We start from the raw sequence: 15,024 nt of genomic DNA on the forward strand, positions 1-15,024 counted from the left end.
TTACACCGATATAACTTAGTTATCTCGGTTTCAGCGATGAGTGGATACTTACCAATAACGCTCATAGATAACGTGACCGCCTGTTCGAGTTCGATACTTTTCTAACCCTAGCCCTTGCAGCACCGGCAAGGTATCTTTAATCATCTCTGGGTTACCACACAGCATCACAAAGCTGCTTTGCGGAGAGAAAGGCACATCCACTTTATTGGCAAGCTCACCAGAAGCAATCAATTCTGGGATTCGACCTTGCAGTTTTCCGAGTGACGATTCACGACTCACGATTGGCACGTACTTTAAGCGTCCTTCATATCGGAATTGAAGATGCTCAATCAGGTATTTGTAGACCAAATCTTTTTCGTAGCGAACACCATGCACCAACACGATACGATCATTGTGAGGAAGCAGGTTAATGTCATCCAGCAAAGATAGAAACGGGCCAATGCCAGTCCCCGTCGAAAGCAACCATAGATCACTCGCTTGCTTAGGAATGGTGTCGTGAATGAGATCGCCATGCGCGGTTTCACCCACATAAATCGGGTCACCCGCTTTTAGCTTTTGCAACCTTGGAGAAAGTTGCCCTTGAGGATCTGCCACAATGAGGAATTCGAGCCACTCGTGTTGCTCGCTTGGCGCATTAACCACAGAGTAAGCACGGCTGATAGGCTTGCCCTCATCATCGAGCAAAGCAAGCTTGGTGAACTGACCGGCTTTAAAGGTAAGAGGCGCGCCTGAGACCCTTAAACTGAACAGCTCGCCAGTCCAGTCAATGCGTTTTTCCACCTTGGCTAGATTGAAACCTTTCAGCTCAGTCATGAGACACCTCCTATTTGGTTACTCTTAGTTAAACTTACGCCTTCAACTCAATTATGTAAAGTTTCTAGTTTACATAATAAGACTGCCATTTCATTTCACATTTTAAAAACAATTTTATTACATATTAAATGATTACATCTAGAATAAATGCTCAAAGTGATAAGTCGCGTCGCAATTTGTGGCAATGCAGATGAAAAAGGAGCACTAAAAATGGACACACTGTTAAAGGACTTTCCCGTTATCACAGAGATCAAAGTCGCATGGGGTGAAATGGATGCTCTGCAACACGTCAATAACGTGGTCTATTTTCGCTACTTTGAGACGGCGCGTTTAGATTACTTCAACAAAATTAATCTGCTGGTCGACCTGCAAACCTCGCAAATTGGGCCAGTACTCAGCGAGACGCAATGTCGCTACAAACTGCCTGTTACTTACCCAGACACGTTGCTGGTCGGCTCGCGCGTGATCGACATGCAAGAAGATCGCATCACTATGGAATATCAAGTATTGAGTAAAAAATGGGGCAAGATTACGACGGTCTCAACCGCGACAGGCGTGATGTTCGATTTTAAAAACAACGAGAAAGCGGCCATTCCTGACCATGTGCGCCAATCCATTCTTGAGTTAGAAAGCACGGTTGGCAGTACGCATCATTTGGAATAAATCGGCAGCGGACAGTAAAAAGTCAGCGAAGAAACAAGTACAGTTAGAAAACAAAAAGGTGGCTCATGGCCACCTTTTTTGATTCGGATTTTTTAGCTGAAAGCGTAACGCTTAGCAAAACGTCTCGATATACAGCGCTTCGACTTTGTCTCGTGCCCATTGCGTTTTACGCAAAAACTTCAGAGAAGATTTGATCGACGGATCTTTCTTAAAACAGTTCACTCGAACGCGCTCATACAGGCCATTCCAACCAAAGTGTTCAACTAGTCGGGTGACGATTTTTTCTAAACTCAACCCATGCAGAGGGTTATTCGGCTGTTCGTTGCTCATGTTGTTGATCCAGTAACGATGTAAGTGGCGGGCTAATCTAACTCAAAGTGACCACTTAACCTAATGTTTTCACCTTCAAAGGCGTTTAGCTTGAATTACTTTGCTCATCTCCCCTATAGTAGCTCAAACTTCACAAACATCCTTTTCACGATGAAAGCCCTCAACGACCTCAATATTTTTGTCGAAACCGCGCGCCAAGGCAGCTTTTCAAAAGCCGCTAACAGCATGGACATGACACCTGCCGCCATTAGCGCATCGATTAAGCGTCTTGAAGGGCAAATCGGTTTCCCGCTGTTTGTGCGTTCTACCCGAAGCCTGCGTTTAACCTCAGAGGGCGAACTGTTTTTAGACAAAACCACGCAAGCGTTGGCAACATTGCAAGAGGGGTTGGATCAGATCTCAAGTGCGCGTGGCGAGTTATCTGGTCAACTGCACATTACTGCGCCCTCCGATTTTGGTCGCAATATGTTGCTCGATTGGGTGGATGAGTTCATCGATCTCTACCCAAATGTTTCCATAAAACTAGAGCTGTCCGATAGCTTGACGGATATGTACACCAAGCCTGTCGATATTGCGATTCGCTACGGCGAGCCGGCCGACTCCAATCTGGTCGTGTTGGCTTTGTGTGGGGCAAACGAACGGATCTTATGTGCATCGCCAGAGTACGTAGCCACACACCCAGAACTCATCTCTCCTGCCGATTTAACGCAACACAACTGTTTGTGCTATATGGTCGCGGATTCGGTCTACAACAAATGGACGCTCACGCGTGACGGTGAGAAAGAACAAGTCGTGGTCAGCGGTAACTTGATGAGCAACGATAGTGACTTGCCACATCGGTTAGCGATCAAAGGCAAAGGCATTGCGAATAAATCGTTGATGGACATCAGCGGAGACTTAATCGAGGGAAGATTGGTGCGAGTGTTACCAGAGTGGGATTGCGGCCCAGTGCCACTCTACATGGTGTGTGCCGATCGTCGCTTACTAACGCCAACGATTCGGACTTTCCGCGACTTTATCCAACAAAAATGCTGCCAACAACGCGCCAACGTGCTGGCAACCTTCTGTCATTAGGCGATAAATCGAAGAGGACGAATCTGGGTATATTCAACCCAATCGTTCTCTTCTAATGTTTCAAGAAACGTCGCCATGTGCGGGCTTTGCAAATGCTTATCCAAGGCCTCTTGCGATGCCCAAATCTCTTGGAACATAAATAGGCCTTCAACTTTTTCGTCGAGATACAACTCGTATTGGCAACAGCCTTCTTCTTTGCGAGTTGGCTCTAGTAAACCAGCAAGCAAATTCGCCACCTGATCCTTACTATCTGGATAGGCTTTCACTTCTGCAACTAAGTGGATCATCGTTTTATCACTCTTTTGCGATTTATATATTGATTACAGGGTTCTACGTCACCTGCAAGTAAGCTCGAATTAGATCTCGGTGAATACGGTTTCTGCGTCCCAGCGAGACTTTGGCGTTTTCGCGTTGAAGTCATCTTCCGCGTGGTAGCCAAGCGGCACGATCACAACGCTGGTGTAACCTTTTTCGCGCAAGCCAAATTCTTCATCCAGTACTTTGGGATCAAACCCTTCAATTGGCACTGCATCAATTTCTAGCGTCGAAGCTCCCAGCAGCAACGTACCCACGTTGAGGTAAACTTGTTTCTCCATCCAATGGTTCGCATCTTTCAGATCAAAACGGTGCATGTTCACAAAGTAGCTACGACCACCGCGTACAGCCGCTTTCGCTTCTTCAGTTGGGAATCGACCATCTTTTTCTTCTTGCACCATTAGCGCTTCAATGTAGTCGTTATCGATGCCTGTTTTTGCACAAAACACCAATACGTGAGAAGCATTGAGAATCTTCGCCGCGTTAAACGCGTAGTTATCTTGCGCCGCTTTAGCGATGCGCTGTTTGCCTTCTTCTGTGCTTGCCAGAATGAAATGCCAAGGTTGAGAATTCACACTCGATGGACTAAAACGAATCAGCTCTTTAACTGCGTCGATTTTTTCTTGAGGTAGCTTGCGCGTTGGGTCAAACACTTTCGTTGAGTAACGAGATTTTGCAGCTTGTACGATATCCATGAGGTTCTCCAATTAATGAACTTAAGCTGTGTAACAGCATAACCTCATGAGATAAAGGGAAAAACCGATTTCGATTAAAAACATTTTCAAAATAAATTTGAAAATAAAACGATAAGAAAGGCTTTGAGCGTTCTCACTGAACTTCTTCATCTTTTCAGCAATAATGCATGTTTGCTCGCAACCAAACTCAACTCATGCTGCCTCAAGATAACGTTATTACATCCTTTCTGTGCAAAAAGCTCGGTCACAATCACCTTCGAATTGCCGGCGAATATTGGCACATTGAGAAGTTGGTGGCCTTGCAATGCATGATGTTGAAAGAAGCGCCTAACCTCCAAGAAGGGCTACTTTGGTGGAGTAAAAGTGTTTCATTATTCGACCGCCGTTTGTACGTCACATTGCAACATGGTGATGCCCAAATCCATCTGCAAGTCGAATGCAGAACGGCCGATATGCCAAGTTGGGCCGAGTCGGTGTTTGGCTTGCTCAAAATGCAGTTGGAAATGCTTGAGCTAAGCGAATCAATACAGGTACAAGTTCACGCCAACAATCCACTCGCGGCCGATATTTTTCTAGAGGAAACGCAAGATTCTAAAACGAGTTCAAACGTGTTTGACTTGGTGAAACATGTTTATTTGCTGCTTTCTCACCAGCCAATTGAACAACCAGAATTACTGAGTGTTTTGAACGCCTTGTTCATCAAAAACAGCAATTACGCGCTCAAGTTAGAGCAAGCGGCAAGGCAACTGGGCGTCTCCAAACGCACCTTGCAACGTCGACTGCAAGAGAAGCAAATGAGCTACTCTCAATGCGTTGATTTCGCTAAAAGAAAGCAAGCACTCACTTTGCTTGCCGACACCCAACTCACAACGCAGCAAATCGCCTATCAACTTGGTTACGAAGAACCATCGAACTTTCACCGCACTTTTCGTCGTTGGTATCCGTTTTCACCCATGCAGTATCGCCAACAATGTTTGGATAACCGAACTCAGCTAAATCAGCAACCGATCCGCTTGTACTACGCCAAAGCCAATACCTTCGACGATAACCACATCGACCAACCTGTCGGCAAAATCTGGATGGAAGTGGACAATATTGCGTTTGAAAAAGTGGTCTCGGTAGAATGCCGTGACCGTGATGGCGCATGGCGGCGCTATCCCGCCTTCTTCGAGCGTTTTTTAAGTCATGGCACCGAACTCTGGGCAACGACTGAACTTCCGGTGGCGCATCCCCTTACCTTTCGCCTGTGTTATGAAGTCGATGGGGAACGTTACATTGAGAATAACCACCAGCGTGATTATGTGGTTTCTAAGGGGCTTTTAATTGGCGCAACGGAATATATTGTCCCGACTCGGCAACTTATTAACATTGGGGCGCAATATACGCTCTTTATCGAACTGGCATGCCGACTTGAAAACGTTGCGAGGATTGACTGTTACGCCGATGATGACCCCACACCTCACGCAATGCGCTTGACCCAACACTCGCTACATTATGCTTGTTGGGTGCTACAATTATCGCTCACTCAAACTGCAAAGCAGTGCCGTTTCCGCCTTTATGATGAATCCGACAACGAGCTCGCGAAAGAGCATTACCCGATACAATATCCTATTGTGCAACCGCTCAATTAAAACTGTCGGTCAGATCAAAGTCGCCGCTTCGTGACATCATTTCACGTCTTTTTTGGCGTGAAATGACACTCTCAATTTCAAACCTTTGCTTTATCGTTTCTGCATTGCTGCATAACGGAGGCAAAAACTGTGTTTGAAACTCTACCTAACCCAATGAATAAAATAAAAATACTTCCTTTAGCGATCGCTCTTGCTCTTTCTGGCTGTGGAAGCGACGAAACCACACCAATCGATACAGGCAGCCACGTGGCATCCCCTGATTGGCAAGAGCAAATCATTTACTTCCTGATGATCGACCGTTTTAACGACGGCGACAGCGCTCTCAATGATCAAGGGCAAAACGAATTCGATCCGACGTCGGATAAAAAATTCAGCGGCGGCGACCTCGTTGGCGTGAGTGATAAGTTAAGCTACATCGAAGATCTCGGTGCCACATCGATCTGGATTACTCCGCCAGTTGCTAACCAATGGTGGGATGCTGAGCAAAACTACGGCGGCTACCATGGGTACTGGGCGCGCGATTTTCAAAAAGTGGATGAACACTTTGGTGACATGGAAAGCTACCAAGCGTTAGCACGCGAAGTGCATGCACGTAACATGTTCTTAATTCAGGACATCGTGACCAACCATGTAGGCAACTTCTTCACCTACGATGATCCTTACAGTTATGATCCAAGCCTACCTTGCCAAGGCTTCCGTTTGATAAAAAATGCACTACCCGCCGGGCAAGAACTGCCGTACCCACTCAACATGAACGAGTGTAAAACAGACGACACAGGTAGTTACCACTGGACGCCAACCATCACCGACCACAACGATCCGGTACAAGAAAAAACCTGGCAACTCTCTGATTTGGATGACCTTAATACGTCCGATCCTGAAGTACGCGCTTATCTAAAAGAGAGCTACCGAAAATGGATTCGCGAAGTCGGCGTCGACGGATTTCGTATCGATACGGTGAAGTTTGTTGAACACGATTTCTGGAACGATTTCCTACACGCCGACGATGGTGTGATGACGCAAGCGGTTGATACCGGTCGTGACAACTTCCTCACTTTTGGTGAAGTATTCGAAACATCTACGCCTTACCACACCGAAGGCGAAGAGAAAATGTTGACTTACATCGGTGAAAGGGGCTCGCCGAAACAGCTAACCTCGGTACTGAACTTCCCATTGCAAGCGACCATGACGCGCGTATTTGCATCAGGGCAACCGACCGACTATTTACGTTTCCGTCTTGAGAAAATGATGGAGATGTTCCCAAATCCATACATCATGCCGAACTTCATTGATAATCACGACATGCCGCGCTTTCTGTCGCAAGGTAGCGTGAATGACATGAAACAAGCACTGATCACCATGATGAGCGTACCTGGTATTCCTGTGATTTACCAAGGTACAGAGCAAGCAATGTCAGCGGCGCGTGATGCGATGTTCGCCGGAGGGTATCGTGAAGATGGCAACTACGTAGACTCGTTCGACCAAAACAGTGAGATGTACTTGTTTATTCAAGAACTTGCCAAGCTACGCACTGAAAACAAAGTCATGACACGTGGCGAAATGAAAGTGATTGGCAGCGATAAAGCGGGCGCGGGCGTGTTCGCCTTTACCCGAACGTTGGATAACGACGAAGTCTTGGTTGTGATGAATACATCCAACTCGCCGATGTTGATGAACCAACTCGATGTAGAACAAGTTGGCGGCACCGTCTTCAAACAACAAATCATGTCGAACTGGGCACACGCTCCAGAACAGTTAGTCGCAGATGAAAATGGCCATGTGACGTTGGAACTGCCAGCTAAATCAGCAGTAATTTACTCAAAAACAAGCAGCAACCAATCTGTAAATACCCCAGACCTCAACATCCAACTGGCGCAGGATTGGGAAGGACAAACCATCACTGGTGATATTGTTATCGCGGGTAGTGCGAACGCCAACGAGAAGTTGAACCTTGTCGTCGATGGTAACTTGGAAACAGCGCAAGCCATTACTGTAGGCGCTGATGGTCAGTTTAGCGTCACGCTGTCGACTCGTCATTTTGCGATTGGCGAACAACAGCACCGCTTCGCGATTTATTCCACCGAGAAAAAAGCAAGCATCGAGGACGTGAATTTTGTCTCCAACCTAAGCTGGTCAAACACGCCGGACGACACCATTGATGATGCAGGCGATGCACAAGACGGCATGGGCGGTCCTAACGGTAACTACTCGCTACCAACCGATCCAACGTTCGACAAAGACAGCAGCCAGCTCGCGATCAACAAAGCAGAAGTGTTTACCGTTGGCAGTAACGTACGTTTGACCTTCACCATGGACAAGATCACCGACACTTGGTTGCCACCAAACGGCTTCGACCACGTGGGTTTCACCATCTTTATTGATTTACCGGAAGAAGCCGCAACCAACTTGTCTGAGCTACCGAAGATCAACGCTTCTATGCCAAACGGAACCTGGAGTCGCAATGCGGTTGTTTTTGGCTGGCAAAGCTCGATTTACAACACCAAAGGAGCAAATGCGACGACATGGGGAGAAGCCGTAACGCCAGCGCCAATGGTCACGGTAGACAAAGCCAACAACACCATTTCGATGGACTTTGCTAGCGATGCACTAGGCCGCCCAGATTCGCTCGATGGTATCCGCTTCTATGTCACGACTTGGGACTTAGACGGCCTTTCGGCAACTTACCGTCCGCTAGAGCAAGACAAAGGCCCTTGGAACTTCTCCGGTGGCGCATCGGATGAAAGTAAGATTTGGGACGATTTACCAATCATCACCTTGTCGGAATAAACCGTTAAATAAGACACCGCCCAGCGTTTAGCTGGGCGGCCATCAACAAAAGAATACAGAAAGACACTTCTGCTCGTTTTTATTCTAGTTAAAGAACGATTTCACCCACAGCACCAGACTGTCCCAAAGCTGACCGAACCACGAGCCCTCTTCTACCGCTTGGCTGCTGACCAAGGGATAACTCGCCACGGTACTGTCATCGCTTTTCCAAACGACCTTACCAATCTCATCTCCTTGCGCGATCGGCGCAATCAACGGTTCATTTAACACCACACTCTTATCAAGCCCAGCCGTCATTGAACGAGGCAGAGTGAGATAGGCATCTTTAGCAAAGATCGCCTCAACTTGATTAGTATTTCCCTTCCAAACGCGAACTTTAGACTCAACTTGGCCCTGTTTAGCAACTTGCTTGGTGTCATAAAAGCGAAAACCATAGCTGAGTAGATTCTTCGATTGGCTGATCCTAGCCTGTTTACTTGGCGTACCCATCACCACCGAGATAAGGCGCATTCTTCCTTCTTTGGCCGAGCTCACCAAGCTGTATCCGGCATTGCTGGTGTAGCCGGTTTTGCCCCCGTCGACATCAATGGAATTATCCCATAACAACTTATTGCGGTTGTACTGCGTAATGTCGTTCCACTTGAAGACTTTCTCGCTGTATAGCGCATACACATCAGGAACATCGCTGATGATCGACTGCATGAGTTTTGCCATATCGGTTGGTGAGGTTTGGATGCCATCACTATCAAGACCATGGGAGTTCACAAAATAGGTGTCTTGCAGTCCTAATTTCTCCGCCCAACCATTCATCAAGGCGACAAAGCCGCGTTCACTGCCTGCAACGTGCTCAGCCAGTGCAACGCACGCGTCATTTCCTGATTGGATGATCACGCCGCGCATTAAGTTCGCAACACTAATTTCATCTTTCGGTTTGATGAACATTTTAGAAGAACCGGGAAACTTGGCCGACCACGCGTTTTCGCTCACGGTGACAACATCATCCCATTTCAAACGCCCCGCTTTGATTTCTTGTCCAACTACATAAGCGGTCATCAACTTGGTTAAACTCGCCGGAGCAAGGCCTGCTCGCCCGTTATGCTCGGCAATAATGGCACCGGATTGAAAGTCCATTAATACGTAGCCTTTTGCCTGTAACTGAGGTGGGTTAGGCGTAACAACGGCAAAAGTAGGTACGCTTATTAAACAAGTCACAATTGTCCATCGAGCCAGTGACACTTTCATCCGACTTCCTCCATGCTCTTACTTTGTCGCAACTCTATTGAGCATAGCTCACTCAACCAGTTGCACCAGTCGCTAATCGTTTCATTTTCTTGAACTTACATTGATTTGACCAAGGTATAGAACTGAAGAGGCGATTGGGAAATAGCATTGGTTCTTCATGCCATTCGCAGTAAAGTAGCACTACCCCTCAATAAGGAAATAAAGATAACAATGAACGCTCAATCATTTATCGACGCAGGATTGCATTACACTCCCCACAGTTTTACCGTTCCTCTGGATTACCAAGACGCAAGCAAAGGCACCATTGAAGTCTTCGCCCGAGCGGTTTGCCTAGTTGGCGATGAAGAATCGACCAAACCTTGGTTGGTTTACTTTCAGGGCGGGCCTGGCTTTCCCTCTCCGCGTCAAAACGGCAATAGCGGCTGGGTAAAATGCGCGCTGCAAGAGTACCGAGTTTTGCTTCTCGACCAGCGCGGTACGGGCAACAGCAGCGTAATTAATCATCAGACGCTTGCTCACCTCACGCCAGAGCAACAAGCAGACTACTTGAGCCACTTCCGAGCGGATAACATCGTGCGCGACGCGGAGTACATTCGTGAGCAATTTGGCGTCGAAAAATGGGCGATCTTAGGTCAAAGCTTTGGTGGTTTTTGCTCCCTCACCTATTTGTCTTTGTTCCCAGACAGCTTGCTACAAAGCTACATCACAGGTGGCGTGCCATCTGTCTCGCGTCATGCCGACGATGTGTATGAAGCCACCTTCAAACGCACCATGGAGAAAAACCAAGCGTTCTTCCAACAATTTCCAAGTGCGCAACAACTTTGCCAAAACATTGCGAATCACTTGCTGGAAAACGAAGAGTACCTACCAAATGGTCAACGCTTCACGGTGGAGCAATTTCAACAAATCGGCATCAACTTTGGTGTGAGTGATACTTTCTTGCCAACTTACTATTGGCTAGAAAGCGCGTTGATTGAAGTGAACGGCAAACCACAACTTCGTTATGAGTTCTTGAACGATATGTTGGCGCAGCAAAACTTCCAAACCAACCCGATCTACGCCATTTTGCATGAATCGATTTACTGCCAAGGCTTTGCGTCGAGTTGGAGTGCGCACCGTGTTCGCCAAACCCGACCAGAGTTTAATTATGAACCTGGCCAGCCGTTTTACTTTACGGGGGAAATGGTCTTCCCGTGGATGTTCGACCAATACGTCAACCTCAAGCCACTAAAAGACGCCGCAGAAATATTGGCCGCGAAAGAAGATTGGGCTGCGCTGTACGATCAAACACAATTGGCTCAAAATAAAGTGCCTGTCAGTTGCGCCGTTTACGCCGATGATATGTTTGTTGAAATGGATATCAGCCGAGAGACGCTCGCGTTAATCCCAAACTCAAAAGCGTGGATCACCAACGAGTACGAGCACAACGGTTTGCGTGCCGACGGTGAACGTATTCTCGACAGGCTCATAGCCATGGGCAAACAGACCGCAGCTACGTTGAAATAAGCAGGACAGACGTTAGAAAAACGCCTTTTCAGTATTTAGTGAAAAGGCGTTTATAGCAGCTTATGAACAATGGCGATCAGTCTTTCACTCTTTTGCTCATCATTTTAGTCATCACGCGATAACCCATCTTATGATAAAAATCTTCGCCTTCATGATTAAACGATGCGACGGTTAAACCAATTTCTTCAATACCTTGATTGCACAAATCACTTTCGATTTTGTCCATGAGCGACAAGCCTATTCCTAAGTTGCGGTGACTTTCCGAGACCACCAACTCGTTAACGAAGCCAACGCGCTTTGCAACAGAAACCATCGAGTCAATATCTCGAACGGTACCAGAGATAAATCCAACGACTTGTCGATGTGAGCAAGCGATAAAGGCGATCATGCTGTCATCGAAATACTTGTCAAAGACGCCACGTTCTTCCCTTAGCTGCGCCATTTCTTCGGGTGATCGGTAGAAGTTAGGCTCGGCTTCATAGTGAGAGGTATCGAGCTCTACCAATAATCCTTTGAGTAAAGGGATATCTTCTTCTCTCAGCCTTCTGATGTGAAACTGCTGCATGTCCTTTTCCTGCTAACTGATGGTTTTATTGTCATTTTGGCTTTCGCTCATCACCTATTTAGGTAGAAATATAAAGCCTAGCCACAGTACAAATTTCAACCAACCATGTCGAGTTTGATTTCCCTTTCCTCCTTTTGTTTTTGCCAAGAGTTTGAACACATACCGGATTTGTCTCGCTGCCGAGCGCTTTGCCATCCAGCATCGCCTCTCTTCTGACAGGAATATCCGTAAATTTTGTCCGTATTTCCGACTAATTTACTCAGGTATACTCCGAGCCGCTAAAATTTAAAGGTCATCGACCACCTGTTTTTATAAAGGAAATCTCATGAGTCAGTATGTAGTCTGTGCGCTGTACAAGTTTGTGGAGCTGAATAACTATCAAGAGCTACGCGAGCCATTACTTGCGTTGATGGAAAAACACCATATTCGCGGCACGTTACTGCTGGCTGGGGAAGGTATTAATGGTACGGTCGCCTCTGACCGCGCGGGTATTGATACGCTGCTTGAGTGGCTAAATACTGAGCCTCGTTTAACGGGCACGGTCTACAAAGAATCTTACTCTGAAACGCAACCATTCAACCGCACCAAAGTGAAGCTGAAAAAAGAGATCGTGACATTGGGTGTTGAAGGCATCGACCCTCGCCATGTGGTGGGTACGTATGTGAAACCTCAAGATTGGAACGATTTGATCGCCGATCCAGAAGTGTTTGTGGTGGATACTCGCAACGATTACGAAATCGAAATCGGTACCTTCAAAGGGGCTGTAAACCCAAATACTGAAACGTTCCGTGAGTTCCCAGGCTATGTGAAAGAAAACATGGATCCGGCAAAACACAAGAAAGTTGCGATGTTCTGTACAGGTGGTATCCGCTGCGAAAAATCAACCGCTTACATGAAAGAGCAAGGCTTTGAGGAAGTTTACCACCTAGAAGGCGGCATTCTTAAATACCTTGAAGAAGTACCACAAGAAGAGAGCATGTGGGAAGGCGATTGTTACGTGTTTGACGGTCGTGTGGCTGTCAACCACCAGCTTGAGAAAGCCGATTACGATTTGTGTAACGCTTGTCGATTACCGATCACAGAAGAAGACAAGCAGTCTGAATTGTTCGAGCAAGGCGTGAGCTGCCCGAAATGTCACGGCAAACATTCAGAAGAGCAAGTTGCGCGATTCCGCGAGCGCGAAAAGCAAGTTTCATTAGCCGATCAACGAGGCGAGCAGCACGTTGGTGGTGAAAGTGCTAAGCAACGTGCGCAGCGACGCGAAGCAAAGCTAGCGAAAAAAGCAGCTCAACGTAAACAAGCTTAAGTGACTCAAAGGCTTTGGCGGGCCTTATCCCATATAGCCCGCCCTCTTTTTTTACAATCACTATTTATTCACTTTCCCACTAACATTCAAGCAAAACATTTACGTTTCAAATCGAACTCGACAACAGTAAACACACCTAAAAAAACCACCAAGATCACAATCGCACTTAGCCCTGAGCACTTCCCCCTCATCAGTGTTAGCAGCAAAACAAACTCAAAAACCATACCAATAGAATGCTCAGAATTTCATTCATAAAATCAATTAAAAACACCTAAAAATAAATATTTTCAGATAGTTAAATTACATACAATTACAAAGGTCATTCGTTTATTTAGCAAATGGATATTAAATTGCGAGAACGATTCCACAAGGAGATGAATTATTTTTATTTGCCCAGATTCATACGCTACATTCCGAGTGCTCAATCACATTTCGGCAAACCATTCGAAAGGATGGGACGCAAAGCTTCCGGTCTTCCAGCACTGCTTAACTAGTCAACACTAGTGCTTAAGATAGCGGGGTTGCCACTTTCTATCTGTATCTAATGAGTTCCAATCAGATGCGGACGAGGGTGCTCTGCATGCGCCGAGTTGTGGCATTCATTTGTCAGCCAAACAAGAGGACGTGTAATGAAATCATTCCCTAATAAATCGCTCGTTGCCCTTGCTATCGCAAGCATGAGCTCTGGTGTCTTAGCTCACGGTTACGTATCGGAATCCAACGATGGCGTCGCAGCAAGTCGTGCAGCGCTGTGTAAGTACCCAACATCGGATACCAATGAAAGAAACACTAACTGTGGCGCAATTCAATATGAACCACAAAGCGTCGAAGGCGCAGATGGCTTCCCAGAGACAGGCCCTCGCGACGGGAAAATTGCCAGCGCAGAAACGGCTCTAGCAGCTGCACTAGACGAACAAACCGCCGACCGCTGGGTAAAACGTCCGATAAAATCTGGTACACAAACGTTTGAATGGACTTTTACAGCAAACCACGTGACTCGTGATTGGAAATACTACATCACAAAACCGAATTGGAACCCGAACGCTTCATTGTCACGCGACTCGTTCGATCTCAACCCTTTCTGTGTGGTTGACGGCAATATGGTTCAACCACCAAAACAGATGAGCCACCAATGTAACGTGCCTGAACGCGAGGGGTACCATGTCATCCTTGCGGTATGGGATGTGGGTGATACCGCAGCATCATTCTACAACGTTATCGATGTCAAATTTGATGGTGACGGCCCTGTGATTCCTGAGTGGACTCAAGGTGGCCAAATCATCCCTACTATGAATCTAAAGGTTGGCGATTCGGTTTACACTCGCGTGTTTGATCAATCTGGTGAGAACGTTGCATACCGCACTGAACTAGCAATTAGTAACGACGCACTCACTCAAGCGAAAAACTGGTCTTACGCCTTGGCGAGTAAAGTCAACCAAGAGCAAACTAAGCTTCAAGCTGGTCAATATTCGGAAGACAAGTTCACGCCAGTGTACGGCACGAACCCAATTTACCTGCAATCAAACAGTGGCCTTGAGCGTGTTGAAATTGGCTACAATATTGAAACGCCAGTACCTGACTATTCACTCACGGTTGATGGTCTTGCCAGTGAGTACATAATTGCTACAGAACCAACCGCTTTAGACCTCACTCTTACCGCAGAGGGCGACTTAACCGCCGAGTTAACGGTTTACAATCATCATCGCGAACCACTAGCAAGTTGGACGGGTTCAATTCAAGATGGTGCAAGCGAACAAGTAGAACTCACGCTGAGCAAATCAGAACCGGGGCACCACATGTTAGTGACCCGCATTAAAGATACCGATGGCAACCTTGTCGATCAGCAAACGCTGGATTTCCATCTAAAAAGTGAGGAAGTCACCCCACCACCATCAGGCGAATACGACTTTGTATTCCCAGAGGGGCTTTCTAGCTACACAGCAGGTACAAAAGTTTTGGTAAGCGACGGCGCGATTTATCAATGTAAACCATTCCCTTACTCTGGCTACTGCGTACAGTGGAGTGAGAGTGCAACACAATTTGAGCCAGCGACAGGCTCACACTGGGAAATGGCTTGGGATAAACTGAACTAATCTC

General features: G+C 46.8%; 13 protein-coding genes and 1 riboswitch. Of the genes, 7 read left to right on the forward strand and 6 right to left on the reverse strand.

Annotated elements, in window-relative coordinates:
- Positions 1–48 precede the first annotated feature (48 nt).
- Positions 49–813 (reverse strand): ferredoxin--NADP reductase, encoded by a 765-nt coding sequence (locus ACF8CV_RS09065; RefSeq protein ID WP_005499911.1) that lies wholly within the window; start codon positions 811–813, stop codon positions 49–51.
- Between the two features lie 210 nt (positions 814–1,023).
- On the opposite strand from ACF8CV_RS09065, the gene ACF8CV_RS09070 reads away from it, so the two are divergent.
- Positions 1,024–1,476, forward strand: a complete 453-nt coding sequence (locus ACF8CV_RS09070; protein ID WP_005480116.1) for a thioesterase family protein — start codon at positions 1,024–1,026, stop codon at positions 1,474–1,476.
- Positions 1,477–1,587: 111 nt separating this feature from the next.
- On the opposite strand, the gene ACF8CV_RS09075 is transcribed toward ACF8CV_RS09070, so the two are convergent.
- Entirely contained in the window at positions 1,588–1,806 is a 219-nt protein-coding gene (locus ACF8CV_RS09075; RefSeq protein ID WP_005396617.1) for a VF530 family DNA-binding protein, read from the reverse strand.
- Between the two features lie 150 nt (positions 1,807–1,956).
- Here ACF8CV_RS09075 and ACF8CV_RS09080 point away from each other — a divergent pair, with 150 nt between their 5' ends.
- Entirely contained in the window at positions 1,957–2,880 is a 924-nt protein-coding gene (locus tag ACF8CV_RS09080; RefSeq protein WP_138938195.1) for a LysR family transcriptional regulator, read from the forward strand.
- Here ACF8CV_RS09080 and ACF8CV_RS09085 read toward each other — a convergent pair.
- Positions 2,877–3,167, reverse strand: a complete 291-nt coding sequence (locus ACF8CV_RS09085; RefSeq protein WP_047009627.1) for a putative quinol monooxygenase — start codon at positions 3,165–3,167, stop codon at positions 2,877–2,879. The genes ACF8CV_RS09080 and ACF8CV_RS09085 overlap by 4 nt on opposite strands.
- A 69-nt stretch (positions 3,168–3,236) precedes the next feature.
- Positions 3,237–3,890: an oxygen-insensitive NAD(P)H-dependent nitroreductase NfsB gene (locus ACF8CV_RS09090; protein WP_017634436.1), complete on the reverse strand. Its 654-nt coding sequence runs from the start codon at positions 3,888–3,890 to the stop codon at positions 3,237–3,239.
- A 167-nt stretch (positions 3,891–4,057) separates the two neighbouring features.
- On the opposite strand from ACF8CV_RS09090, the gene ACF8CV_RS09095 reads away from it, so the two are divergent.
- Both ACF8CV_RS09095 and ACF8CV_RS09100 read left to right on the forward strand, forming a co-directional pair.
- Positions 4,058–5,521 (forward strand): AraC family transcriptional regulator, encoded by a 1,464-nt coding sequence (locus ACF8CV_RS09095; protein ID WP_171055947.1) that lies wholly within the window; start codon positions 4,058–4,060, stop codon positions 5,519–5,521.
- Between the two features lie 129 nt (positions 5,522–5,650).
- Positions 5,651–8,308, forward strand: a complete 2,658-nt coding sequence (locus ACF8CV_RS09100; RefSeq protein ID WP_208871068.1) for an alpha-amylase family glycosyl hydrolase — start codon at positions 5,651–5,653, stop codon at positions 8,306–8,308.
- An 84-nt stretch (positions 8,309–8,392) separates the two neighbouring features.
- Here the strand turns inward: ACF8CV_RS09100 and ACF8CV_RS09105 are convergent, their stop codons facing one another.
- The gene (locus ACF8CV_RS09105) at positions 8,393–9,550 is read right to left on the reverse strand and encodes a D-alanyl-D-alanine carboxypeptidase family protein (RefSeq protein WP_005462693.1); all 1,158 of its coding nucleotides are present in this window, start codon (positions 9,548–9,550) and stop codon (positions 8,393–8,395) included.
- 210 nt (positions 9,551–9,760) lie between these two features.
- Here ACF8CV_RS09105 and ACF8CV_RS09110 point away from each other — a divergent pair, with 210 nt between their 5' ends.
- Complete coding sequence (locus ACF8CV_RS09110) at positions 9,761–11,056, forward strand: alpha/beta fold hydrolase (RefSeq protein WP_138938102.1); 1,296 nt, start codon at positions 9,761–9,763, stop codon at positions 11,054–11,056.
- A 76-nt stretch (positions 11,057–11,132) separates the two neighbouring features.
- On the opposite strand, the gene ACF8CV_RS09115 is transcribed toward ACF8CV_RS09110, so the two are convergent.
- The gene (locus tag ACF8CV_RS09115) at positions 11,133–11,621 is read right to left on the reverse strand and encodes a GNAT family N-acetyltransferase (RefSeq protein ID WP_005462686.1); all 489 of its coding nucleotides are present in this window, start codon (positions 11,619–11,621) and stop codon (positions 11,133–11,135) included.
- Between the two features lie 325 nt (positions 11,622–11,946).
- Here ACF8CV_RS09115 and ACF8CV_RS09120 point away from each other — a divergent pair, with 325 nt between their 5' ends.
- Positions 11,947–12,927: a rhodanese-related sulfurtransferase gene (locus tag ACF8CV_RS09120; RefSeq protein WP_023623768.1), complete on the forward strand. Its 981-nt coding sequence runs from the start codon at positions 11,947–11,949 to the stop codon at positions 12,925–12,927.
- A 424-nt stretch (positions 12,928–13,351) separates the two neighbouring features.
- Positions 13,352–13,456, forward strand: a riboswitch (cyclic di-GMP riboswitch).
- Positions 13,457–13,556: 100 nt separating this feature from the next.
- Entirely contained in the window at positions 13,557–15,020 is a 1,464-nt protein-coding gene (gbpA, locus tag ACF8CV_RS09125) for an N-acetylglucosamine-binding protein GbpA (RefSeq protein WP_138938103.1), read from the forward strand.
- The last annotated feature ends 4 nt before the right edge of the window (positions 15,021–15,024 follow it).

Origin of the sequence: Vibrio sp. zbq_1, assembly GCF_043102935.1 — a bacterium.
Taxonomy (GTDB): Bacteria; Pseudomonadota; Gammaproteobacteria; order Enterobacterales; family Vibrionaceae; genus Vibrio; species Vibrio parahaemolyticus.